The following is a 20,517-nucleotide window of genomic DNA, read 5'->3' on the forward strand; positions in this document are numbered from 1 at the left end:
CCCTCAGGCCCAGCGGGCAAGCAGGTACTGCACGCCGAAGGGTGACTCCTCGGCGACGAGCTCCCCGGCCAGACCGTCGGTCGCGGCGGCGAGGACCTGCAGGGCGGCCCGACCGCGCATCCACAGCCGGTCGCACGTCGCGGGGTCGAGGGCGGCCAGGGCGGTGGTGTCGGCGGCGGCGAGCGCGCGCGCCAGCCCCTCGGCGAAGGGAGCCGCGTCCGGCTGCAGATGGCCCGGTGCCTTGTCGGTGAGCGTCGCCGGGCCGTCGGCGACGACGACCAGCAGCGTCGACGGGCAGGCGGCGAGGGTGGTGCCCAGGGCCGCGCACTCCTGCGGCGAGGCGTCGGCGGAGACCGAGTGGAGGATGATCTCGCCCCCCGTGGAGGAGGCGAGCAGGCGCCCGATCTCGAGGTCGGAGGGCAGCGCCCCGTCGGGGACGCGGCCGGTCGTGAAGCGCGCAGCACCCGAGGGCGCGTCGCCGGGCCACACACGGGTGGTCGTACCCGAGCCGACGACGACGAGACGGTCGGCCCCCTTCGCCGTGGCGGTGTCGGCGACGAGGGCTGCGGCCCGCTCACGCAGGTCGGCGAGCGGGTCGGCGGTGCCGCCGATGCCGGGCAGCAGCGCCGGGGCAGCGGGGACGACGACGGCGGCGGTGATGCTCATGCTGGTCGACCGAGAAGGGTCCCTCCCTGCGGGCGCGGCTCGTCCCTCGCTCGTGCCCTCGCTCCTCACCCCGCTCATGCGAGCCCTCGGATCGTGCGGGCCGGCGGACGCTCGCCGCGCAGGGTGGCGACCATGTCGAGGACCTGGCGGGTCTCGGCGACCTCGTGCACGCGGTAGATCCGCGCGCCGAGCCACGCGGAGACGGCGGTCGTCGCGAGCGTGCCGATGAGTCGCTCGTCGACGGGGCGATCGAGGGTCTCGCCGACGAAGTCCTTGTTGGACAACGACACGAGCACCGGCCAGCCGGTCTCGACCATCTCGTCGAGGCGGCGGGTGACCTCGAGGGTGTGGTGGGTGTTCTTGCCGAAGTCGTGTGCCGGGTCGATGACCACCGACTCCCGTGCGACGCCGGCCACGACCGCCCGCTCGGCGTACCCGAGGACCCCGTCGAGCACGTCGGCGACGACGTCGCGCTCGAAGCCGGTGCGGAAGGGCCGCGTCCGCGGCTCGACCCCGCCGGTGTGCGTGCAGATGATCGCGACGTCGTGCGCGGCGGCGACGTCGACGAGGCCCGGGTCGGCTCCGCCCCACGCGTCGTTGAGCACGTCCGCGCCTGCGGCGCAGACGGCTTCGCCGACCTCCGCTCGCCACGTGTCGACGGAGATGACGAGCTGCGGATGCGCCGCGCGGACCCGGGCGACGAGCCCGGCGACCCGATCGATCTCCTCGGCGACATCGACGTCCCCGCCCGGCGCGGCCTTGACCCCGCCGATGTCGACGATGTCGGTGCCCTGCTCGACGACGAGGTCGACTCGCTCCATCGCCTTGTCCTCGGCGAAGGTCGCGCCCTTGTCGTAGAAGGAGTCGGGCGTGCGGTTGACGATCGCCATGACGAGCATCGCGTCGTCGGCGAAGGTGTGGCGGCCGAGTCTCATCGGGCTCCTGCGGGGTAGCCGGGCTGGGTGGCCGCCGGTGGTCGCTGACGAAGGGGGAGCGCCCGAGTCCGCCAGCCGCCCTCGCGGGTGAACTGCTCGAGCGTCTCGCTCGCGATGGTGACGTCGACCGGCTCGCCGTGGCGGCGGGCGTGGACGACGGCGAGCAGCTCGGCAGCCATGACGGCCAGGTCGTGGTCGCGCTGGTGGCGGTGGGCCCGGCAGCCGAGGTCGACCTGGGCGATCGCGTCGAGACCGTGGCGGGTGTGGGTGTCGAGCAGCGAGGCGATCTCGACGCCGTAGCCGGTCGGCACGGTCAGCGACTCCATGAGCGAGCGGCGGGCGGCCCACTCCCCCGCCAGGGGCTGGACGACGCCGGCGAGATCGGGCCACCACAGGTCGATGACGGGGCGGGCGACGAGCTCGGTGACCCGGCCCCCTTCGGTGCTGGGTGCCCGGCCGAGCACGTCCATGACCCGGTCGTACCAGCCCTTGACGAGCTGGGTGCGGGGGTCGGCGGTGAGGGCCCCGACGAGACCGGTGACGAAATGCGGCCACCACTGCGTGAGGTCGGCGTCGACGAAGACGAGCAGGTCGGCGGAGGTGACGAAGAGCGACTTCCACAGCGCCTCGCCCTTGCCCGGGTGGGCGCCGAGGTGGGGCGCGATGTCGGCGGCCCGGTGCACAGTCGCACCGGCGTCGGCGGCGACGGCCGCGGTGTCGTCCGTCGAGTCGGAGTCGACGACGACCAGCTCTGAGACGAGTGGCACCTGCTCGACGAGCTCGCGGCGCAGGCCGGTGACGACGTCGCCGACGGTGGCGGACTCGTCGCGGGCGGGGATGACGACGGCGACGGTCTCCCCCTTCGCCCGGAGGTGCTCGACCAGGGTCGTCGCGTCGAAGTCCGTGTGGACGTGGCTGTGCGCCCTGAGCCACTGCCGGGTCGACGCACGCACGTCGCCCATCGTAGGCAGGCATCATGGGGGCCATGCGCCGACTCCTCGCGATGGCCCTGCTGCCGCTGCTCCTCGTGGCCGGCTGCTCCGACCCCGGCTCCGGCCTCGACCGCGCCGAGAGCACGGGGGTCCTCACCGTCGGCGTCGTCGCCAACCCCCCGCTCGCCGTGCCGGAGGACAGCGGTGAGGTGAGCGGGCCGGCGGCCGAGGCCGTCGGCGACTACGCCGAGTCGATCGGCGCGCACCCGAGCTGGCAGGTCGGCGAGCTCGACGCCCTGGCCGCCGCGGTCGACCGCGGCGAGGTCGACGTCATCATCGGTGCCGACGGCGGGACGAAGGGAGTCACCGCCACCTCGTCGACGGGCGAGGGCGGGGTCATCCTCGTCGGCGAGCAGGAGGGCCCGCTGAAGGACTCGATCAACGCCTGGCTGGCCGGCCGCTGATCCTCCGGCCGGTCCCGCGCCAGTGGAGCTGGCGAAGGGACTCGAACCCTCAACCACCTGTTTCCCTGCGGGGCTCCTCGGTTGGGTACTGCTGGGACTCGGATTCCCTGTGTTTCCAACGGTCTTCGCGTGCATGTGCGGAGCCGACTCGGGCTGGATCGGTCCTTCTCTGGACGAAAGAGGAGGCGTAAGTGGAGGGCTGGCCGGATCTAGCCACCGACCCTGTAGCGGGGCAGAGGAGCCTGCCGGAGTGGCCGGGTCAAGGGTGGACGGAGTCCATCACGCAGTGACGCGGAGCGCCCTTGATGCGGTCCGGAGGTGGGCGGAGAGTGAAGCGGAGGGTCGGAGGCGTGAAGGTGACGTATTCGCGCGGCGGCGTGTCCGCCCAACTTCACTTCTGGACCACCGGCCTTGCTCACGTCATTGCTCCGAGCCAGCAAGGCCATCTCGGCTGCAGTTCCGTCGATGTTTCGTTGGCGCTATGTCCCAGATAGGACCTGGACTAGCTGTTCAACTGTGGGAGAACCCTCCACGCCATCTGGTGTCCGATACAGCCGACACGACAGCCCGACCGGCGCGCCTGGCTCGGCGAAGTGGTCCTCACCGTCGACAAGGATCGACGGCGAGCCACGAAAGCTCCACTGTTCAGCTTGTTCGGGGGTGGTCACCAGGACCTTCTCCACGTCGACGTGGATGCCTAGGGTTTCCAGCGCTTCACGGATGCGGCCGTCGGCCACCTGCCAGTTCGGGCACCCGTCGAAGTACAGGAGTTGGACGCGCATACTGCCAGCCTACTTATCGCACGGTGGCAATCACGTAGCTGCATGGCGAAGGGAGCGACGCTCGGGATGAGGTCCTGGGCGTCGCTCCTTTTGGTCTGCCGGTTGGGTCGAGGTTCGCCGCCGCGCCCGGAACGGCCGCAGGCCGCACGCCCGGCACGGCGGCGGGCCGAAGGCCCGCCGGCTCGCGCCGGAGGCGCGCTTGAGTCAGTAGAGAAAGTCCTCACCGGCCAGTTTTCTGCCTAGGCATTCTCCGCCTGCTTAGGAGGGAGCAGAGAGGGCCCGCGCGATTCTGTGTATCGTCTAAGCGTGCGCACTCAAGCTGTGATACTGTCCTACGCCGCCTTTATCCTTGGGGCAGCCGCCTTCGTCTACGCTGGCCTGTCCGGCCGAAACGAAGGCCCCTTCGTTCAAGCAGCGGGGGCCATAGTCGTTGCGGGACTGGCCCTTTTCGGTGTCGCCACAGGGGTAAGTTCTTGGCAAAGTGAGCGGACAAAGAGCCGGAAGCAGAGGCAGGAGGACGCGTACGCCTCACTTGTTATGCAGTTGCTGGCGCGCTTCACATCTGGCGAGGTAGAACCTGAGGGCGAGGCACAAACTCGATCAAAAGTGGCCGTTTGGGCAGAAGCTCCCGTGATTCAAGCACTGGGCGAGTGGAATCGTGTTTACGACAAGTACATACCTAGCGGTTCAACTGGAGAGGTGACGCTCGACGATTCCGGAAGGAAGGCATTTGAGGAGGCCACAGCGAAAGTGGCCCGGGCTGTCCGCAGGGAATTGGACCCCGGGGACAAAGTTCAGTTGGATCAATTGATCCAAGTGCTATTCAACCGAACTTCATAACCATGCCGGGACACGCAGCAGATGAAAGTTCGGCCCGCCGTTCTAGTAAGCCGACTGTCAAACCTGTGCCATCGACAACACAATTTCCCCTAATGAGAGCGCCCGCGATTATAATTGTCTAGGGAGGACGCAAGCATTCTGGCCACGTTTCGAGAGAGGCCGCCGTAGCCAGAGAGGCTAATGCCAACGTTACCCCCAGTGATGGATCCTCCTCGAATTGCATTGCCCACGCCGAAGCTGATTTCACGGCTACCGAACTCTATTAGACCGTTCCTCGAGCGCTCGTAGATGAGTGCGACCACCACCGGGAAATTTACCTTCTCGGCAATTGCCTCTCGGCCAGGCAGCATCTCGCGGAAGGCTTCTGCAGTTCGCGCCTCTCGGAAAGAGATGTAGAATCCATCGCCATTTTCAAAATCGACCCTGAGGTACCTTCCTCGCGGTGGGCATTCAATATGCGCCGCACCTGGATCCACGGTCCAGACGTTGTCTTCCATCCATGCTCGTGGCTCGCCATGCATAGATGGCATCTTAAAATTGAGCAATAGGAATCCGTCTTGGTCGCGGTTAAAGTAGACGCAAGGCTCACCGTCAATCTCTACGATTGTGTCTACTTGATAGAAAGCCACCGACCCAACGACGGCCACCAGATCTCGCGTCAGGTAGTCAAATTCTCCCACCACAGGCAGTGAGGCCGGCCCAACCTCCTTCAACTTGGACAGATACTCGTTGGGGTAGTATCCGCCATCGGCCTTTGCCGCGTGGTTCGAGCAGAGCGCAATCATTCCGACAGGATCGTGGTGACGCTTCTCTCGCCAGGGCGGTAAGAAGTGGTGGAACGTCAGGTACGGGCTCCCGCAGTCACGGATCGGACACCTGAACCCGACTTCACGACACAACTGCTTGCGGACAGCCTTGGGGATGGTCCGCCCTGGTTCGCTTATTGGAGTATTCGCGTTGGATTGCCGCTGCACGCCGATCCCACCATCCCCTTCTTGTCCTTTGTCATCACCATGGCTTCTGCATGGCGGCCCTCGCCCCAGACGTGGTCAGACTCGCCGATGACCTTCCAGCCGTTTCTTAGATATAGGTTCATGGCGCTTTTATCTTTGGCCAGAACTTCTAGCACGAGTGTCAGACCTAGAGACCTTGCACTGTCCTCAGCGGCTTTTAGCAACGCTTCACCTATACCCTGCCCCCGAACTCGAGGGTCGACGAAAAGGCGAGCGAGAACTGCCAGCTGCGTCATCGACACTCCCTGCTTGTCGACCACCAGACCAACTACCTCGTCGGTTGACTTGGGCTGCAAGAGAGCGGCGTGTCCACGAGGTCTTCCGTCCAAGAGGGCAGTCCATTGTCCAATAGCGTCTGGCAGGTCCAGCCAAGCCAGAGGGCTATCAACTCCTTCCACCGGGTAGCCGTCCCTCTTGTTGACCGCGACGAGTACGTCCGCAAGCTCCTCATAGTCGGCTCGTCGGGTCAAGCGGATTTCAGTCATGCTCAATCATCCACCTTCATCGTGTAGTCAAGGCCGGAGTAGTCGGCGCGCATGGTGAACTGCGTGACCTCGAAGGGTCGCCGGTCCTGGTCAAGCCCCGTATGCAGCACTACGAGGACCGGCACTCCTTCGGGCAGTCGCAGACCGTCCACCTCATCGAGCGTGGGCATGCGCGCGGTGACCTCCTCGCGGGTGTAGGTGATCTCGTGGCCCAACTCAGCGAACCGCGCATAGAGGTCGCCCTTGCCGAGGTTGTCGCCTGCCCGAAGCTCCGTCCCCGCCGCGATGCTCCACGGCACGTAGGTGACGCCGACCTGCATCGGCTCATCGTCTGCGAAGTACCAGTTTTCGCGCCGCACCACGCTCGCCTCAGTGGGACTGACGTTCAGGCGCTCAGCGATCTCAGGCGGTGGGACTACGCGGCCGATCTCCTTCAGGAAGGCGTTCGGCACTCGATCCTGGGCGGCTACCTCGGCGTGGAACGGAGACAGGCCCGTCTCCTCGCGCAGCCTCCGCGAGTACCGCCACTGACCGAACCGCATCAGCCGCGGCTTGGTCCGAACAAAGACACCCTTGCCGTGATGTGCGGTCACGAGCCCCGCCTCGGCTAGCTGTCGCACGGCTTCGCGGGCGGTGTTGCGGGCAACCCCGTGATCTGAAGCCAGCACGCGCTCAGAGGGCAGTCGGTCGCCTGGCTGGTACTTCCCCGACTCGATGGCAGCACGCAGCGCGGCCGCCACCTGACGACTTGCTGTGCCCGCCCCTTGGGCCGACACCTTCTTCTCACTCATATCCACAGTGTAGGCCCCTGGCTTAAGCCACCTGTTGACACTGGCTTGAGCCAGTTGTAACGTCGTCACACTGGCTTAAGCCAGCATCTATCAAGAGGAGCAAGTCATGGCGATGCAGCGTCGGTTCCCGGTCGGTCACGCGGATGTCTTCCCCGCGGGTGCGTTCTTGAAGGGGGGTGTGGAGCCGGTGGCGGACTTCGATGCGGACAAGCGGCCTGATGGTTCGCGGCCGCAGCAGTTGGACAAGGACTCGGGGTTGCCGTTGTGGCAGGTGACGGTCCTGGACGCGGACGAGGAGGCCGGCAAGAAAGAGACGGCGCTGTCGATCAAGATCGCGGCGAAGGTGCAGCCGGTTCCTCCGGACAACGGGACGCCGTTTCCGTGGACGCCGGTGGAGTTCGTGGGGCTGACGGCTCTGCCCTACGTCGATGACAACGGGGTGCGTCCTCGGCTGGCGTGGTCCTTCCGGGCGGAGGGGATGACTGCTCCGGGCAAGGGGGCGAGGCCCTCGGTCTCGGGTCGCTCGGAGTCGGCGGCTGCGTGATGCGTGCCGTGAGGGTTCGCCGTCTGGTCCGTGGGGGTGTCCTCGCGGTCCAGGCGGCTGGCCCGGTCCTGTGGCGGCTGCTGGCGGTGTGCGTGGCGTTGCTCGGTGCGGGCTGGTTCGCCGGTCGCGCTCCTGAGCGGACGTCGTGGGGGCTGCCGACCGGTCCGTCTGACACCTCGTGGGTCGCGGTCCTTGGGTCGCAGCTTCAGGTGCTCGGGGTCGTGGTGGGCGTGGCTGCGCTGTTCGTCTTCGTCGCGGCTTTCGTGGTCGCGTTGCGGTACCCCAATCAGGTTGTGGCGTGGTTCTACCGGCGCTATGTGCGTGGAGACTTTGCGCATGTCGCTCGGGCGGCTGGCCTGTCGAAGGAGATCCAGACCAAGGACGGTCGCGGGTGGGTCGATCCGGCGTTGCTGGGTGTGACCTCGTGCGGTGGTGTGGTCGTGGCTCGCATCCGGGCTCGCCGGGGGCAGTCGTCGTCGGAGATCGCTGCGGTGGCGGAGAAGTTCGCGGCTGACTTCGGTGCTGCGAGTTTTCGTGTCTCGACGCCTTCGGCTGCGGTCGCGGAGCTGCGGTTGACGATGGGTGACGCGCTGGCTGGTGCGACGACGGCGAGGATTCCTGTGGATCGTGCGCCGGGTGCGGCCCTGGAGCCGGTGGAGGTCGGTCGGGAGGAGTCGGGCGACCCGTGGCGGCTGTCGCTGGTGGGTCGGCACACGCTGGTCGCGGGTCGGTCGGGCTCGGGGAAGGGCTCGATTCTGTGGGGCTCGGTGGCCTCGTTGGGGCCGTGGATCAGGCAGGACACGGTGCGGGTGCACGGCGTGGATCTCAAGCGTGGCGTGGAGATCGCGATGGGCGATGGCCTGATGTATCGCACGGCGTACAAGCCGGAGCAGGCGGTGGAGGTGCTGCGGGATCTGCTGGCGATCATCGATGAGCGCGCGGTCCGCATGGTCGGGCAGTCCCGGCTTCATGAGCCGTTGCCGGGCGATCCGTTGCACGTCTTGGTCATTGACGAGTTGGCGGCGTTGACGGCCTATGCGGATGCAGGGGTGAAGAAGGAGGGCAATCGCCTCCTGTCGGAGATCTTGACGCAGGGCCGGGCGATGGGGGTTGTCGTCGTCGCCTTCGTGCAGGACCCGAAGAAGGAGACGGTCCCGATGCGGGGGCTGTTCACGCAGACGGTGGCGCTGCGTCTCCAGAGCGTCGAGGAGGTGCAGATGGTCCTGGGGTCGGGTCTGAGTGATGAGGCTCCGGCCCATCGCATCCCGGATGACATTCGGGGTGCTGGCTATCTCGTCACGGAGGAGGGCGAGGTGGCGCGGGTGCGGGCGCACTTCTGGCCGGACTCGCTCATCAAGGCCACAGCGGCGCACTACCCGGCGGCGAAGCGCTGGGAGTCATCTCGGGAAGGGGTTCGTCATGATGCCGAATGAGCGTTCTCGCGCTGCCACCCGGACGTTGGCAACGCTCAATCTCCACGGGGCGTGCGTGCGCCATCCGCACCCGGATTGGTGGTTTCCGGAGCGTGGCCGCGACGACACGGACAAGGCGCTGGAGGTGTGCGCTTCTTGCCCGGTGCGGGCGATGTGCCTGGACTACGCGCTGGCGTGGGACGACCAGGGCGTGTGGGGCGGCACCGTGGATCACGAGCGGTTCGGGCTGGGCGAGACGGCATGAGCTGGATGCTGGCGGCGGCTCCGTCGCAGGTGCTCCCCCTTCGCTCGTCGTTGGGTCGGGGTGCGGCGGTCGCGTGCGATGAGTGCGGGGTGGTCTTCGTGCGGCGCTTCGATGCGCGGACGATCTTCCCGACGACCTCGGACGCCATCGCGGCGGCGACGACGTTCTGTGAGGGTTGGGCCTATGTGATCGGCCACGGCCGCGATCACCTCGTGTGCCTCGACTGCGTGTGCGCCAGTGGGGCGGCAGGCGACTTCTGATGGTTGACCGCAGCGCCCCCTTCGGGTTCCCCGGCTACAGCGACGATGCGCCGCTGGATCTGGGGAGCCTCGGGGCGGCTGCTCGGCAGAGCGTGGTGGATCGCCTCGTGGGCGGCACCTTCGATGCCTGGGCGGATGCTGCGGCCCGGGTGGGTCATTGCGCGCACCCGATCCGGCTGGTCGGGTCCTCTCGTCGCGTCGACCGGGCCACGGGTGAGGTGCTGAGCAGCTATTCGTCTGCTCACGAGCCATTCGGCGTGACCTATGTGCGGTGCGGCAATCGGCGGGCGAGCGTGTGCCCGGCCTGCTCGCGGACCTATGCGCGGGACACCTTCGAGATGATCCGGGCCGGCGTGGTCGGGGGCAAGAGCGTGCCGGAGGAGGTCAGCGGCAATCCGCTGGTCTTCCTGACGTTGACGGCTCCGTCCTTCGGTCCGGTGCACGCGGCGAAGGGAGGGCAGCGGTGCCGTCCTCGTGATGGGCACGGGGTGTGCGAGCACGGTCGTGCGGTGGCGTGCTGGCGGGCTCACGACGACGGTGACCTCGACGTGGGGACGCCGATCTGTTCGGACTGCTACGACTACGTCGGGCACGCGATCTGGCAGTGGTGGGCCCCGGAGTTGTGGCGGCGCTTCACGATCACAGCTCGTCGGGTCATCGCTCGCGCGCTGGGTGTGCCGGACTCTCGGCTGCGGGAGGTGGCGACCTTGCAGTACGCGAAGGTCGCGGAGTACCAGGCGCGGGGTGTCGTGCACTTCCATGCGTTGGTGCGCCTCGATGGCCCGAAGACGCCGGAGGGGTATGCGGCTGCGCCTGCGGCGGTCTCGGCTGGGGTACTGGCCGGCCTCCTCGAGGACGCGGTGGCGCGGGTCCACTTCGACGCTCCGTCGTGCGGTGGCCAGGGCGGCGGTCGGCTCCGGTTCGGCACTCAGGTCGATGCCCGGACGGTGACCGGCTCGCGGGGCGATGATCCGGACGCACCGCTCGTGGGTGAGCAGGTCGCCGGCTATCTGGCGAAGTACGCGACCAAGGCCGCATCGGACACGACCGATCCGCGAAGGGAGTCGGCCCACTACCGGCGCCTGCGGGCGACGTTGGATGACCTCGCGGACCAGCGGACGTCGGGCGATGACTACGAGCTGCTGGGCAAGTGGGTGCACATGCTCGGCTTCCGGGGGCACTTCTCCAGCAAGTCGCGCAAGTACTCGATCACGCTCGGTGCTTTGCGTCGGGCGCGGCAGCGGTGGCAGCGGATCGCCGCCGACTGCGCTCGTGAGGGGCGTGAGGTGCCGGTCCTCGACTTCGCGGACCTGATCTCTGATGACGAGGAGGAAACGACCCTCGTCGTGGGCTCCTGGAGCTACGCGGGCACCGGGTGGGACAACGACGGTGACACGGCGCTGGCTCTGGCGGCTGCGGACCGTGCTCGGGCCTACGACCAGTGGCGTGCCGAGAAGGCACGGGCGAACTGAGAAGACACGACAGACAAGGGAGAGAAGGGATTCAGATGTGCAATCGACATGACCCGCTGTGGACGGTGCAGGACGTCGCAACGTTTCTCGGGGTGCCCGTGGGGGCGCTCTACGACTGGCGGTGCCAGGGCGAGGGACCTCCGGCGTTGAAGATCGGTCGTCGCCTGCGCTACCGGGAGAGTGACGTCTTCGCGTGGCTCGACGAGCAGACGGCAGCGTGAGCCATGGGACGGCAGGGGCTGGCTCCGGGCGAGTGGGGCGCCATCTCGACGGTGCGCGTGGCCACGGACTCCGGAGCGACGTACAAGGCTCGGGCATGGTTCCGGGGCTTCGACGGTCGCAAGCGTCGGGTGGAGCGGTGGGGGTCGTCGCAGGCGGCGGCTCAACGGGCACTGACGACGGCCCTGGAGGATGCCGCCACGACCGGCGTCGGTGGGCTGACGGCTCGCGACACCTTGGACGAGGCGGTGCGGCAGTGGTTGGCCGACCTCGACCAGCTCGTGCGGATGGGTGAGCGATCGCCGGGGACGGTGCAGACCTATCGCTACCAGTGGCAGCGTCACGTCTCCCCCGCGTTGGGCAACCTGCGGTTGGGTGAGGTGACGACGCCCATCGTGGACCGCTTCCTCGTGGACCTGCACGAGCGGGTCGGGTCGGCCACCTCGCGCACGTCGCGGGCGGTGATCTCCGGTGCGATGGGTCGGGCCGTGCGTGAGGGTGCGGTGCGGTTCAACCCGACTCGCGAGGTGCGTCGGCTCAGTGCCGGCCCTCGTCGTCGGCCGCGTGCGTTGACCGAGCAGGAGCGGGCGGCGTGGTTCCTGGCCGTGACCCGTGATCCTCGGGCCGTCGAGCACGACCTGCCGGACCTGTGCGCCTTCATGCTGGCGACGGGTCTGCGGATCGGTGAGGTCGTCGCGGTGCTGTGGTCGGAGATCGACCTGGAGGCCGGCACGGTCGCGGTGACCTCGACGCTGATCCGGGTGACGGGTCAGGGCTTGATCCGCAAGCCCACGAAGTCGGCGGCCGGGCAACGGCTCCTCCCCCTTCCTCAGTGGTGCGTGGCGATGCTGCGGCGGCGCGCTGAGGTCGGGGTCGGGCCGGAGGAGCCGGTCTTCGGCACGGTCGACGGTGGCTACCGGGAGCCGCGCACGGTGAGTCGGTGGCTCTACGAGGTCCGATTGGACAGTGACCTGGAGTGGGTGACCTCGCACGCCTGGCGCAAGACGACGGCGAGCATCCTCGACGGGTCCGGGGTCACGGCGCGGATCATCGCGGACCAGCTCGGCCACTCGCGGGTGTCGATGACGCAGGACGTCTACCTGGGACGCGGCGAGCAGGATCCTCGGGTGCTGGCGGCGCTCGAAGCGGCCGACCCACGACCCCCTTCGCCGGGCCAAAGTGGAGGCGAAAGTGGAGGCTTCGGCCTCCCGGAGGGTGGGGAGTGAGGTGTTTCCCTTGATTTCAGAGCTGGCGAAGGGACTCGAACCCTCAACCACCTGTTTACAAGACAGGTGCGCTACCAATTGCGCCACGCCAGCGGGCCCGGACGACGAAGACCGGGACCGCGGCATCGTAGCCCGCGGGCCCGGTCGTCACCGAGTCGTGGCGCCCGTCAGAGGACGTTGTTGTTGAGCCAGGACTGCAGGCGCGAGGTGGTCTGCGGGCCCCACTTGCCGTCGACGTCCGCGCCGACCTTGCGCTGCAGCGCCTTGGTCGTCTGCGGGCCGATGACGCCGTCGGGGGAGGCGCCGACCTTGCGCTGCAGGGCCTGCTTGTCCTGGGAGTCGAGGTAGCCGTTCATCGGGCGGCCGCCCCACTTCTCGATGCCGGCATTGGTCTTCGGGCCCTGGATGCCGTCGACGGCGAGCTTGCCACCGGTGGAGGTGGCCGGTGGGCGGGTCGTGTCGCGTGAGGGCCGCTCACCGCTGCCGTAGGGGTTGACGGCCAGGCCGTTGGCGACGGTCAGGCCCGCCTTGCGCGAGCACACCGGCCAGGCGCCGGGGCCCTGGACCTTGAGCACCTCCTGGGCGATCTCGATCTGCTGCGCGCGGGAGGCGCGGTCGGCGGTGTAGGCGTACTTCTGGCCGCCGAAGCCCTTCCACGTCTGGAAGGAGAACTGCAGGCCGCCGTAGTAGCCGTTGCCCGTGTTGATGCTCCAGTTGTTCGTCGACTCGCAGGCGGCGACCCGGTCCCAGACCGTGTCGGCGGCACCGGCGTTGGAGGCGACCACGAGGCCACCGGCCACGAGCGAGCCGGCGGCGGCGACGCCACCTGCGACGCGCAGGCGACGGCCGCGTCGGGAGGCCGGCTGATCCGGGAAGTCATTGGTGCTGAACATGTGGTGTCCTCATCTCGGCTGAGCACGGGCAGGGGTACCCCGCGCAGGTCCGAGAGCGACGCTAAGGACACTCCAGTCACACAGACAACACTCGTCACGTAAATACAGACCTGTAACTCAGGCACCTCGGACACCATCCACACCACGCCTCCGAAATGGTGGTGAGGCGCGAGCGGCGATGCCTGGGCCGCCCGGCGTCACGACCCCGGGCACGACGAAGGGGGGTCCGCACCGTTGGTGCGGACCCCCCTTCGCGGAGTGCTGCGTCACGCCTGACGGCGGGACGGGCTCAGCTCACTCAGCGACCGTTGAGGTAGGTCTGGAGGGCCTTGGTGGTCTGCGGACCCCAGATGCCGTCCTGGTCGGCGCCGACGACCTGCTGCAGGGCAGCGGTGGTCTTCGGGCCGATGACGCCGTCCTGGCCCGAGCCGACCTTGGCCTGGAGGGCCTTCACGTCGGTGGCGCTCAGGGCACCGTCCTGGGTGGCGCCGACCCACTTCTCGATGGCGGCGTTGGTCTTCGGGCCGCGGATGCCGTCGACCACGAGGGCGCCGGCGGCGGCCGGGGTGCGGACCTCGGAGCGCGAGGGCGCCTGCTGCTGCGGAGCCTGCTGCTGCGGGGCAGCCTGCGTCTTGGGGGCCTCGGCCTTCGGGGCCGGGGCGGTCGAGCCGGCGGAGGCGCCGCCGTTGGCCTTGGTCAGACCAGCCTTCTGCGAGCAGACGGGCCAGGCGCCGGGGCCCTGGGTCTGCAGGACCTTCTGCGCGATCTCGATCTGCTGCGACTTGGTGGCCTGGTGGGCGTTGGGGGCGTACTTGCCACCGCCGAAACCGTTCCAGGTCTGGTTGGTGAACTGCAGGCCGCCGTAGAAGCCGTTGCCCGTGTTGATGGACCAGTTGCCACCGCTCTCGCAGGCGGCGACGCGGTCCCAGACGGAGGAGTTCGTGGAGGCGGACGCGCTCTGGGCGGTCGCCATGGAGCCGACGGCCACCGAGGCCCCAGCCACGGCAACACCGGCGATGCGGCGGCGGGCGGGCGAGGTCTTCGCAGCCTGAGCGTGCTTCGGGGAGTAGAACATGGGGTGGTGATTCCTTCCACGAGGTTCAGGGGGCTTCGTGGTGAAGCTGCCAGAAGGTCTGGCGTCGGTCTCGGACTTCGCGAACGTTACCTTCCCGTGATCTAGCGAGTCAAACTTGTGACCTTCGGGGCGCGGCCCCGCCCCGCCAGCACCTCAGACGATGTCCCACCCGTCCTCGGCCCGCCGGTCGCCCTCCTGCTCGACGGTGGCCCGGCGGCGTTGTGCCACAGGCGCGTCGAAGGGAGCGGCCAGCCGGTCACCCAGGGTGTTGCCCGTCGCGATCGCCATGATGACGCCGAAGGCACCGAGCACGTTGAAGAGACCGGCCGTGGAGTTGGCGCCGTCGGCCACCGTGCCGGGGCTGCTCATGTGGTACAGACCGATGAAGATCCCGAGACCGGGGTAGAGGCCGAAGGACGCGGGGACCGAGATCGTGAGCGCCGGGGCGTCCATCCGCAGGGCGATGTAGCGGGCGAGGAAGCCGATGACGGCCGCAGCCAGCCCGGTCGACGTCACCCGGCCGATGCCGAGCGAGCTCAGCCCGACGGCGACCGCCACGCCGGAGACGCAGAGCAGGCTCGCGGGCAGGAGCATCCGGCGGCTGTCCTGGAGCGTGATGGCGCCGGTCAAGCCGATGACGACAGCGCCGATGATGACCATGGGCAGCGGGCCCGACGCCCAGGCGAGCTTGTCGAGCGGCGGCGGCGTGAGCTCGATGCCGAGGAGGCCACCGGCCTGCAGGCACAGCCCCAGGCCGGAGGCGACACCGACGATGAGCCCGAAGGTGTGGAGCATGACCGCGAAGAGGCGGGCCGTCCCGGTGACGGGGAAGCCGGAGAGGACGTCCTCCATCGCCGAGATCAGCGTGCGCGAGGGCAGCAGGGCGACGATGCCACCGGCGACGATGAAGGCGAAGTCCGCCGGCGAGATCGGGATGATCCCGTAGGTGCCGAGCACGTAGGCGAAGAAGGCGATCAGCGTGGCCGTCGCGCCGCCGAGCGCCCCGAGGTAGAAGTCCGGCAGGCTCAGCCGGTCGACGAGGCCGGAGAGCAGGATCGTCACGCAGGCCGCAGCGGCGGCGACGAGCACACCGGGCAGGCTCGCCCCGAGCAGGAGGGCGACGCCACCGGCCACCCCGCCCTCGGCGAGCGTGACGAACCACCGCGACCACATGCGGGGGGCCCGGCTGATCTCGCGGAGCTGCGAGTCGGCCTGCTCGAGGTCGATGTCACCCGAGACGAGGTCGTCGACGAGCGCGTGGACCATCGCCAGCCGGGCGAAGTCGAGGCGGGGCTGCCGCACGACTCGCAGCCGCGAGATCGTCTGCCCCGACGGGGTGCGGCACTGCAGGTGCATCGACTGCATCGTCAGGTCGACGTCGAGGTCGTCGAGGCCGGCTGCCACACCGACGGCGATCGTCGCCGACTCGACACCCGCGGCACTCGAGCCCGAGCGCAGCATGATCTCGGCGACCCGCAGCGCGAGGTCCATCGCGTGCGCGGCGGCCCGCTCTTCGGCGACCGCCCTCGTGACACGGGGGTCGCGGTAGGGCGTGCCGCGCAGCGAGCCACGCAGCGGGATCGTCTCGGTCGGCTGCTCGCCGCGCAGGCTGGGTCGACGGCGCGGCTTGGGCTGCGGGTGCTGCGGGATGGCTCCGGTCTGGGGCTCGGTGCGACGTCCGGGCCGGCGCCGCGGGCCCTTGGCGGGCTCGTGGGGTGGTGGGGGCGGCGGCGTCGTCATCGTGAGGGCAGCTGCTCCGGGGAGGGCATGGGCGACTGGACGTCAGGCCACCACGAGACCTCGAGGGCGCCGACGGCGAGCGCACCGAGCACGCCGACGGCGAAGACGACGAGGCAAGCGGTGATGACCACCCGCGCGACGGGGACTCCCGTCACGCTGCGCACGAGGCTGCGGCTGCCCCGGCGCAGGCTCGGGCCCCCGGGACCCCACCAGCCGATGAGCAGGGCGAGCAGAGCCGCGACGGCCAGGGGCACGGGCGCATCGAGCCGCACCCCTCGGCCGTCGACCGCGTCCTGCGCCACGGCGGTGACGACGAGGCCCGCGGCACCCACCGCGGCGGGCAGGAGCGCCGCCACGACTGTCGTGAGGGCGGCGCCGAGGAGGTGCAGGGGCGACGCGGCCAGGGCCGCGACGCCGTCGCTGCGACGACGTCCGTACCGGTGCCGTCGCCGCACGGTGGCCGTCATCGAGCGGTCGACGGTGCGCGCCAGCCAGGACCAGCCGATCGCCAGTGCGAAGCCTGCCCACGGCACGGCCGCGCCGAAGGCGACCGCGGCTGCGAGCAGCGCGGCGAGGACGTCGCTGCGCCGCGGGCGGCCGATGCGGGGGTCGCCGGGGCGGTCGGGCGTCGCCGGACCGGCGCCGGGCCACGGCGTCGGCGCGACCTGGGCCGGAGCGGGGGCCGCGGGTGCAGGCGTGGACGTGGGTCGCGGGTCGGTCCAGTCACCACGACCCCAGGGGGCCGGCGGCTCCGCGCGGGGCGCGGGCGCCGACACCGGCGGGAGGGTGCGGGTTGCTTCGGGCTGGAGGGCCCGGGTGCGCTGGGGCAGCACGTCGGTCACGGGTCGCCCACGGGCCCAGGTCTCGAGGGCCATGAGGACCTCGTCGGCGTCGGGGCGTCGGCTCGGGTCCGGGGTGAGGGCGGCGTGCAGCAGCGGCGCCAGCTGCGGGTCGACGTCACGCAGGTCGGCATCGCCGCGGCAGACCCGGGCGAGCACCGCCTCCATGCCGCCACGGCCGAAGGGAGAGCGCCCCGTCGCCGCGAAGACGAGGGTCGCCGCCCAGCCCCACCAGTCGGTGGCCGGGGTGACGTCGCCGCCCTCGATGAGCTCCGGCGACAGGTAGCCGGGGGTCCCCATGACCAGACCGGTCATCGTCATGCGCGAGCTCTCGGCGACGTGGGCGATGCCGAAGTCGATGACGACCGGGTCGTCGTCGAGCATGAGGACGTTGCCGGGCTTGAGGTCGCGGTGGACCACGTCGACCTCGTGGATGGCTCGCAGTGCCTCGGCGAGCCCGCGGGCAAGACGCAGCAGGGCCTCGGCGCCGAGCGGGCCCTGCTCGCGCACGTGCTGCTCGAGGCTCGGGCCGGGGACGTAGCGGGTGACGATGTAGGGCTGCTCGCCCTCGAGGTCGGCGTCGAAGACCGGGGCGATGCGCTGCGAGCGGACCCGGGCCAGGGTATCGACCTCGCGCGCCAGCCGGGCACGGGCCTCCTCGTCGTGGGCGACGTGGGAGCGCAGCACCTTGATCGCCACGGCGCGGCCGCGCTCGTCGAGGGCCAGGTGGACGATGCCCATGCCACCCTGCCCCAGCTGCTGGAGCACGCGGTAGGGCCCGATCGTGTCGTAGTCCGCCACACCGGCCTCTCCGGGCTCGTCCGGGGCCGGGTCGCCCCCGAGCAGCTGCGTCGTCATGCCCCCCAGCGTAGAAGGCCGAGCTTGTGAGGTGTCGGAGCGCTCGCTGTGTGCCGCCTGTAGGTCACTGGGTGATGTAGGCCTCGAGCTGGTCGCGCTCGGCGGCGAGGTCACGGATGCGGTGCTTGACGACGTCTCCGATGCTCACGATCGCGACGAGACCCCCGTCGCCCACGACCGGCACGTGACGGATGCGGCGCTCGGTCATCTGCGCCTCGAGCGCGGTGAGGTCGTCCCCCTCGCCGCAGGTGTGCACCTTCGCGGTCATGATCGCGCTCACCGGCCCCTCGAGGACGCCAACGCCACCGCTGTGGAGGTGACGGACGACGTCCCGCTCGGAGACGATCCCGTCGACGGATCCCTCCCCCACGGAGACGACGACGGCACCGATGCGGTGCTCGGCGAGGAGGGCGAGCAGCTCGCCGACCGTCGCGTCGGGGGTGATGGTCACGACATCGTGGCCCTTGCTGCGCAGCACGTCCGAGATCTTCATGTACCGACGGTAGTGGCCCCGACCGCTCCGTGGAAGGGGTCACAGGAGGGCCCACGCTGGCCCGTAGGCTGGGGACCACCCACTCCTCGGAGGTGCACTGCAGTGCCACGTCAGCACACGTACGACCTCGTCATCGCCGCCAACCGACTGCCCGTCGACCGCGTCGTCGGCCCGGACGGCAGCAGCGAGTGGCACCGCTCCCCCGGGGGACTGGTCACCGCGATGGAGTCGGTGATGCGAGGGCGCGAGGGTGCCTGGGTCGGGTGGGCCGGCGAGGCCGGCGAGGCTCCCGCCCCCTTCGCCGAGGCCGGCATGTGGCTGCACCCCGTGCCGCTCTCCGAGGACGAGCTGCAGACCTACTACGAGGGCTTCAGCAACGACACACTGTGGCCGATCTACCACGACGTCATCGTCCCCGCGCACTTCCACCGCGAGTGGTGGCAGGACTACCAGCGGGTCAACGAGCGCTTCGCCGAGGCGGTGTGCGAGGTGGCGGCACCGGGGGCCAGGGTCTGGATCCACGACTACCAGCTGCAGCTCGTGCCCGCCCTCGTGCGTCGGCTGCGACCGGACCTGCGGATCGGGTGGTTCAACCACATCCCCTTCCCTCCCGTCGAGCTCTTCGCGCAGCTGCCGTGGCGCTCGCAGATCATCGAGGGACTCCTCGGTGCCGACTACCTCGGCTTCCAGCGCTCCGCCGACGCCGCCAACTTCGTGCGGGCCGCCCGCCAGCTCGACGGGCGCAGCACGCGCGGCGAAACGGTGACGACGACCCACCCCGACGGGCGCGAGCGGGTGGTCCGCGCGTCCTCGGTGCCCATCAGCATCGACTACGCCGGGCTGGAGCAGCTCGCCCGCAGCCCCGAGGTGCTCGCCCGCGCCGAGCAGATCCGCACCTCGCTCGGCGACCCCGAGATCGTCATGCTCGGCGTCGACCGACTCGACTACACCAAGGGCATCCGTCACCGCCTCAAGGCCTACGAAGAACTGCTCTCGGAGGGTGCCTTCTGCCCCCCCGAGGTGACCTTCGTCCAGGTCGCCACGCCGAGCCGCGAGCGCGTCGAGGCCTACAAGCGGCTGCGCACCGAGGTCGAGACGACAGTGGGGCGGATCAACGGCACCTACGGCACCCTCGGCAGCCCGGCCGTCCACTACCTGCACCAGAGCTACCCGCGCGAGGAGATGGCCGCGCTCTTCCAGGTCGCCGACGTCATGCTCGTCACCCCGCTGCGCGACGGGATGAACCTCGTCGCCAAGGAGTACGTCACCTGCCGCCACGACCTCGGCGGCGCCCTCGTCCTCAGCGAGTTCACCGGGGCCTGGCACGAGCTGCACCAGTCCTTCGTCTGCAACCCGCACGACATCGAGGGCCTCAAGCAGACGATGCTGCGCGCCATCGAGACCGACCCCAAGGACCGCCGCCGGCTCATGCGCGCCTCCCGCCGCCGGGTCAGCGAGCACGACGTCCAGCGGTGGGCCGATCGCTTCCTCGACAACCTCGCCTCCGCCCCCGAGCGTCCCACGCCGAAGAGGGCCTGACGTGCCCCTGCCGGAGCCGGTCACCGCCGCCCTCGCCGAGGTCGCGGCCGCGCCGCGGCTGCTCGTCGCCACGGACTTCGACGGGGTGCTCGCCCCCTTCGTCCTCGACCCTGCCGACGCACGCGCCCAGCCGGGCACCCTCGAGTCGCTGCGCACGCTGGCCGCCGCGCCCGCGACGTGGGCGGCCGTCGTCTCCGGGCGCGACCTCGCCACCCTCGACCGCCTCACCGGGCTCGACGGGTCAGCCCTGACCCGCATCGGCAGCCACGGCGCGGAGTCGAGCGTCGGCACGACCCTGCCCGAGGGCACGCAGGCCGCCGTCACCGCGCTGCGCGGCCACGTCGCGGCGGCCGTCGCGGCCCGCGACCCGCGGATCCGGCTCGAGCACAAGCCGACCGCCGTCGTCCTGCACACCCGGGGTCTGCCCGACGACGCCCTGCCGGTCGCCCGGGCCATCGCGGAGGAGGCCGCCGCCCACGCGGGCGTCACCCACCTCGCGGGCAAGGGGGTGCACGAGCTGAGCGTGCTGCGCGCCGACAAGGGCACCGCCCTGCGGGCCCTGGCCACCACCCTCGGGGTCGACGCGAGCGTCTACCTCGGCGACGACGTCACCGACGAGCACGCCTTCGCCGCGCTCGGGCCGCACGACCTGGGCATCAAGGTCGGCGCCGGTGAGACCGCCGCCCGCGCCCGCATCGACGCCTGCACGGACGTGCCCGAGGTGCTCGCCCTGCTCGCCCGGCGACGGGGGTGAGGCTGCGCCCCCTTCGTCGA

At 69.9% G+C, this 20,517-nt stretch carries 22 protein-coding genes and 1 tRNA gene; 10 read left to right on the forward strand and 13 right to left on the reverse strand.

Annotation, left to right across the window (positions count from 1 at the left end; genetic code table 11):
• Positions 1-3 precede the first annotated feature (3 nt).
• The 3 genes from CWN80_RS10965 to CWN80_RS10975 form a co-directional block, all read right to left on the reverse strand.
• Positions 4-666 (reverse strand): class III extradiol ring-cleavage dioxygenase family protein, encoded by a 663-nt coding sequence (locus CWN80_RS10965; protein WP_007924824.1) that lies wholly within the window; start codon positions 664-666, stop codon positions 4-6.
• A gap of 74 nt (positions 667-740) precedes the next feature.
• Complete coding sequence (gene folP, locus CWN80_RS10970; protein ID WP_007924826.1) at positions 741-1,601, reverse strand: dihydropteroate synthase; 861 nt, start codon at positions 1,599-1,601, stop codon at positions 741-743.
• Positions 1,598-2,554 carry a glucosyl-3-phosphoglycerate synthase gene (locus tag CWN80_RS10975; RefSeq protein ID WP_202865241.1) on the reverse strand — a complete coding sequence of 319 codons (957 nt, stop codon included), beginning with the start codon at positions 2,552-2,554 and terminating at the stop codon, positions 1,598-1,600. Before CWN80_RS10975 ends, folP begins: the two co-directional genes overlap by 4 nt.
• A 32-nt stretch (positions 2,555-2,586) precedes the next feature.
• Here CWN80_RS10975 and CWN80_RS15415 point away from each other — a divergent pair, with 32 nt between their 5' ends.
• The gene (locus CWN80_RS15415; RefSeq protein ID WP_007924832.1) at positions 2,587-2,997 is read left to right on the forward strand and encodes a type 2 periplasmic-binding domain-containing protein; all 411 of its coding nucleotides are present in this window, start codon (positions 2,587-2,589) and stop codon (positions 2,995-2,997) included.
• 479 nt (positions 2,998-3,476) lie between these two features.
• Here CWN80_RS15415 and CWN80_RS10985 read toward each other — a convergent pair whose 3' ends face one another.
• The 4 genes from CWN80_RS10985 to CWN80_RS11000 all read right to left on the reverse strand — a co-directional run bounded on the left by CWN80_RS10985 (position 3,477) and on the right by CWN80_RS11000 (position 6,908).
• Positions 3,477-3,779: a DF family (seleno)protein gene (locus CWN80_RS10985; RefSeq protein ID WP_007924834.1), complete on the reverse strand. Its 303-nt coding sequence runs from the start codon at positions 3,777-3,779 to the stop codon at positions 3,477-3,479.
• 929 nt (positions 3,780-4,708) lie between these two features.
• The gene (locus CWN80_RS10990; RefSeq protein WP_128277282.1) at positions 4,709-5,404 is read right to left on the reverse strand and encodes a hypothetical protein; all 696 of its coding nucleotides are present in this window, start codon (positions 5,402-5,404) and stop codon (positions 4,709-4,711) included.
• Between the two features lie 155 nt (positions 5,405-5,559).
• Complete coding sequence (locus CWN80_RS10995; RefSeq protein WP_083853597.1) at positions 5,560-6,117, reverse strand: GNAT family N-acetyltransferase; 558 nt, start codon at positions 6,115-6,117, stop codon at positions 5,560-5,562.
• Positions 6,118-6,119: 2 nt separating this feature from the next.
• On the reverse strand, positions 6,120-6,908 hold the full coding sequence (locus CWN80_RS11000) for a GntR family transcriptional regulator (RefSeq protein WP_128277283.1): 789 nt from the start codon (positions 6,906-6,908) through the stop codon (positions 6,120-6,122).
• Positions 6,909-7,014: 106 nt separating this feature from the next.
• On the opposite strand from CWN80_RS11000, the gene CWN80_RS11005 reads away from it, so the two are divergent.
• From CWN80_RS11005 to CWN80_RS11035, 7 genes are read left to right on the forward strand one after another with little or no spacing between them, the layout of a single operon-like run.
• On the forward strand, positions 7,015-7,452 hold the full coding sequence (locus CWN80_RS11005) for a plasmid replication, integration and excision activator (protein ID WP_128277284.1): 438 nt from the start codon (positions 7,015-7,017) through the stop codon (positions 7,450-7,452).
• 8 nt (positions 7,453-7,460) lie between these two features.
• A complete protein-coding gene (locus tag CWN80_RS11010) occupies positions 7,461-8,885 on the forward strand; it encodes a P-loop NTPase family protein (protein ID WP_157986929.1) in 1,425 nt (474 codons plus the stop codon).
• The gene (locus CWN80_RS15420) at positions 8,872-9,129 is read left to right on the forward strand and encodes a WhiB family transcriptional regulator (protein ID WP_157986930.1); all 258 of its coding nucleotides are present in this window, start codon (positions 8,872-8,874) and stop codon (positions 9,127-9,129) included. The genes CWN80_RS11010 and CWN80_RS15420 overlap by 14 nt, the downstream gene beginning before the upstream one ends.
• Positions 9,126-9,389 carry a hypothetical protein gene (locus CWN80_RS11020; protein WP_007924844.1) on the forward strand — a complete coding sequence of 88 codons (264 nt, stop codon included), beginning with the start codon at positions 9,126-9,128 and terminating at the stop codon, positions 9,387-9,389. Before CWN80_RS15420 ends, CWN80_RS11020 begins: the two co-directional genes overlap by 4 nt.
• On the forward strand, positions 9,389-10,861 hold the full coding sequence (locus CWN80_RS11025; protein ID WP_128277286.1) for a replication initiator: 1,473 nt from the start codon (positions 9,389-9,391) through the stop codon (positions 10,859-10,861). The genes CWN80_RS11020 and CWN80_RS11025 overlap by 1 nt, the downstream gene beginning before the upstream one ends.
• A 35-nt stretch (positions 10,862-10,896) precedes the next feature.
• Positions 10,897-11,082 (forward strand): helix-turn-helix transcriptional regulator, encoded by a 186-nt coding sequence (locus CWN80_RS11030; protein ID WP_040880612.1) that lies wholly within the window; start codon positions 10,897-10,899, stop codon positions 11,080-11,082.
• A 3-nt stretch (positions 11,083-11,085) separates the two neighbouring features.
• Positions 11,086-12,306, forward strand: coding sequence for a tyrosine-type recombinase/integrase (locus tag CWN80_RS11035; protein ID WP_007924852.1), 1,221 nt, complete (start codon positions 11,086-11,088; stop codon positions 12,304-12,306).
• Between the two features lie 20 nt (positions 12,307-12,326).
• Here the strand turns inward: CWN80_RS11035 and CWN80_RS11040 are convergent.
• The 6 genes from CWN80_RS11040 to CWN80_RS11065 form a co-directional block, all read right to left on the reverse strand.
• Positions 12,327-12,399 (reverse strand) — tRNA-Thr (locus CWN80_RS11040).
• A 74-nt stretch (positions 12,400-12,473) separates the two neighbouring features.
• On the reverse strand, positions 12,474-13,199 hold the full coding sequence (locus tag CWN80_RS15975) for a transglycosylase family protein (RefSeq protein WP_007924854.1): 726 nt from the start codon (positions 13,197-13,199) through the stop codon (positions 12,474-12,476).
• Between the two features lie 298 nt (positions 13,200-13,497).
• Positions 13,498-14,274, reverse strand: a complete 777-nt coding sequence (locus CWN80_RS11050; protein WP_007924857.1) for a transglycosylase family protein — start codon at positions 14,272-14,274, stop codon at positions 13,498-13,500.
• A 153-nt stretch (positions 14,275-14,427) separates the two neighbouring features.
• Entirely contained in the window at positions 14,428-16,014 is a 1,587-nt protein-coding gene (locus CWN80_RS11055) for a threonine/serine exporter family protein (RefSeq protein ID WP_128277287.1), read from the reverse strand.
• Positions 16,011-17,711 (reverse strand): serine/threonine-protein kinase, encoded by a 1,701-nt coding sequence (locus CWN80_RS11060; RefSeq protein ID WP_128277288.1) that lies wholly within the window; start codon positions 17,709-17,711, stop codon positions 16,011-16,013. Before CWN80_RS11060 ends, CWN80_RS11055 begins: the two co-directional genes overlap by 4 nt.
• 64 nt (positions 17,712-17,775) lie before the next feature.
• The gene (locus CWN80_RS11065; protein WP_007927234.1) at positions 17,776-18,204 is read right to left on the reverse strand and encodes a CBS domain-containing protein; all 429 of its coding nucleotides are present in this window, start codon (positions 18,202-18,204) and stop codon (positions 17,776-17,778) included.
• A 102-nt stretch (positions 18,205-18,306) separates the two neighbouring features.
• Between CWN80_RS11065 and CWN80_RS11070 the strand changes: the two genes are divergently transcribed.
• Positions 18,307-19,743, forward strand: a complete 1,437-nt coding sequence (locus CWN80_RS11070; RefSeq protein ID WP_128277289.1) for an alpha,alpha-trehalose-phosphate synthase (UDP-forming) — start codon at positions 18,307-18,309, stop codon at positions 19,741-19,743.
• A 1-nt stretch (position 19,744) separates the two neighbouring features.
• On the forward strand, positions 19,745-20,497 hold the full coding sequence (gene otsB / locus CWN80_RS11075; RefSeq protein WP_007927239.1) for a trehalose-phosphatase: 753 nt from the start codon (positions 19,745-19,747) through the stop codon (positions 20,495-20,497).
• Positions 20,498-20,517: the final 20 nt, after the last annotated feature.

Source organism: Janibacter hoylei PVAS-1 (assembly GCF_004025845.1).
GTDB classification, from domain to species: Bacteria; Actinomycetota; Actinomycetes; order Actinomycetales; family Dermatophilaceae; genus Janibacter; species Janibacter hoylei.

What these genes read in the sequence shown, in the direction of transcription:
- CWN80_RS10965 (WP_007924824.1), bottom strand. Translation starts at nt 666, where the DNA reads ATGAGCATCACCGCCGCCGTCGTCGTCCCCGCTGCCCCGGCGCTGCTG.
- folP (WP_007924826.1), bottom strand. Translation starts at nt 1,601, where the DNA reads ATGAGACTCGGCCGCCACACCTTCGCCGACGACGCGATGCTCGTCATG.
- CWN80_RS15415 (WP_007924832.1), top strand. Translation starts at nt 2,587, where the DNA reads ATGCGCCGACTCCTCGCGATGGCCCTGCTGCCGCTGCTCCTCGTGGCC.
- CWN80_RS10985 (WP_007924834.1), bottom strand. Translation starts at nt 3,779, where the DNA reads ATGCGCGTCCAACTCCTGTACTTCGACGGGTGCCCGAACTGGCAGGTG.
- CWN80_RS10990 (WP_128277282.1), bottom strand. Translation starts at nt 5,404, where the DNA reads ATGATTGCGCTCTGCTCGAACCACGCGGCAAAGGCCGATGGCGGATAC.
- CWN80_RS10995 (WP_083853597.1), bottom strand. Translation starts at nt 6,117, where the DNA reads ATGACTGAAATCCGCTTGACCCGACGAGCCGACTATGAGGAGCTTGCG.
- CWN80_RS11000 (WP_128277283.1), bottom strand. Translation starts at nt 6,908, where the DNA reads ATGAGTGAGAAGAAGGTGTCGGCCCAAGGGGCGGGCACAGCAAGTCGT.
- CWN80_RS11005 (WP_128277284.1), top strand. Translation starts at nt 7,015, where the DNA reads ATGGCGATGCAGCGTCGGTTCCCGGTCGGTCACGCGGATGTCTTCCCC.
- CWN80_RS15420 (WP_157986930.1), top strand. Translation starts at nt 8,872, where the DNA reads ATGATGCCGAATGAGCGTTCTCGCGCTGCCACCCGGACGTTGGCAACG.
- CWN80_RS11020 (WP_007924844.1), top strand. Translation starts at nt 9,126, where the DNA reads ATGAGCTGGATGCTGGCGGCGGCTCCGTCGCAGGTGCTCCCCCTTCGC.
- CWN80_RS11025 (WP_128277286.1), top strand. Translation starts at nt 9,389, where the DNA reads ATGGTTGACCGCAGCGCCCCCTTCGGGTTCCCCGGCTACAGCGACGAT.
- CWN80_RS11030 (WP_040880612.1), top strand. Translation starts at nt 10,897, where the DNA reads ATGTGCAATCGACATGACCCGCTGTGGACGGTGCAGGACGTCGCAACG.
- CWN80_RS11035 (WP_007924852.1), top strand. Translation starts at nt 11,086, where the DNA reads ATGGGACGGCAGGGGCTGGCTCCGGGCGAGTGGGGCGCCATCTCGACG.
- CWN80_RS15975 (WP_007924854.1), bottom strand. Translation starts at nt 13,199, where the DNA reads ATGTTCAGCACCAATGACTTCCCGGATCAGCCGGCCTCCCGACGCGGC.
- CWN80_RS11050 (WP_007924857.1), bottom strand. Translation starts at nt 14,274, where the DNA reads ATGTTCTACTCCCCGAAGCACGCTCAGGCTGCGAAGACCTCGCCCGCC.
- CWN80_RS11055 (WP_128277287.1), bottom strand. Translation starts at nt 16,014, where the DNA reads ATGACGACGCCGCCGCCCCCACCACCCCACGAGCCCGCCAAGGGCCCG.
- CWN80_RS11060 (WP_128277288.1), bottom strand. Translation starts at nt 17,711, where the DNA reads ATGACGACGCAGCTGCTCGGGGGCGACCCGGCCCCGGACGAGCCCGGA.
- CWN80_RS11065 (WP_007927234.1), bottom strand. Translation starts at nt 18,204, where the DNA reads ATGAAGATCTCGGACGTGCTGCGCAGCAAGGGCCACGATGTCGTGACC.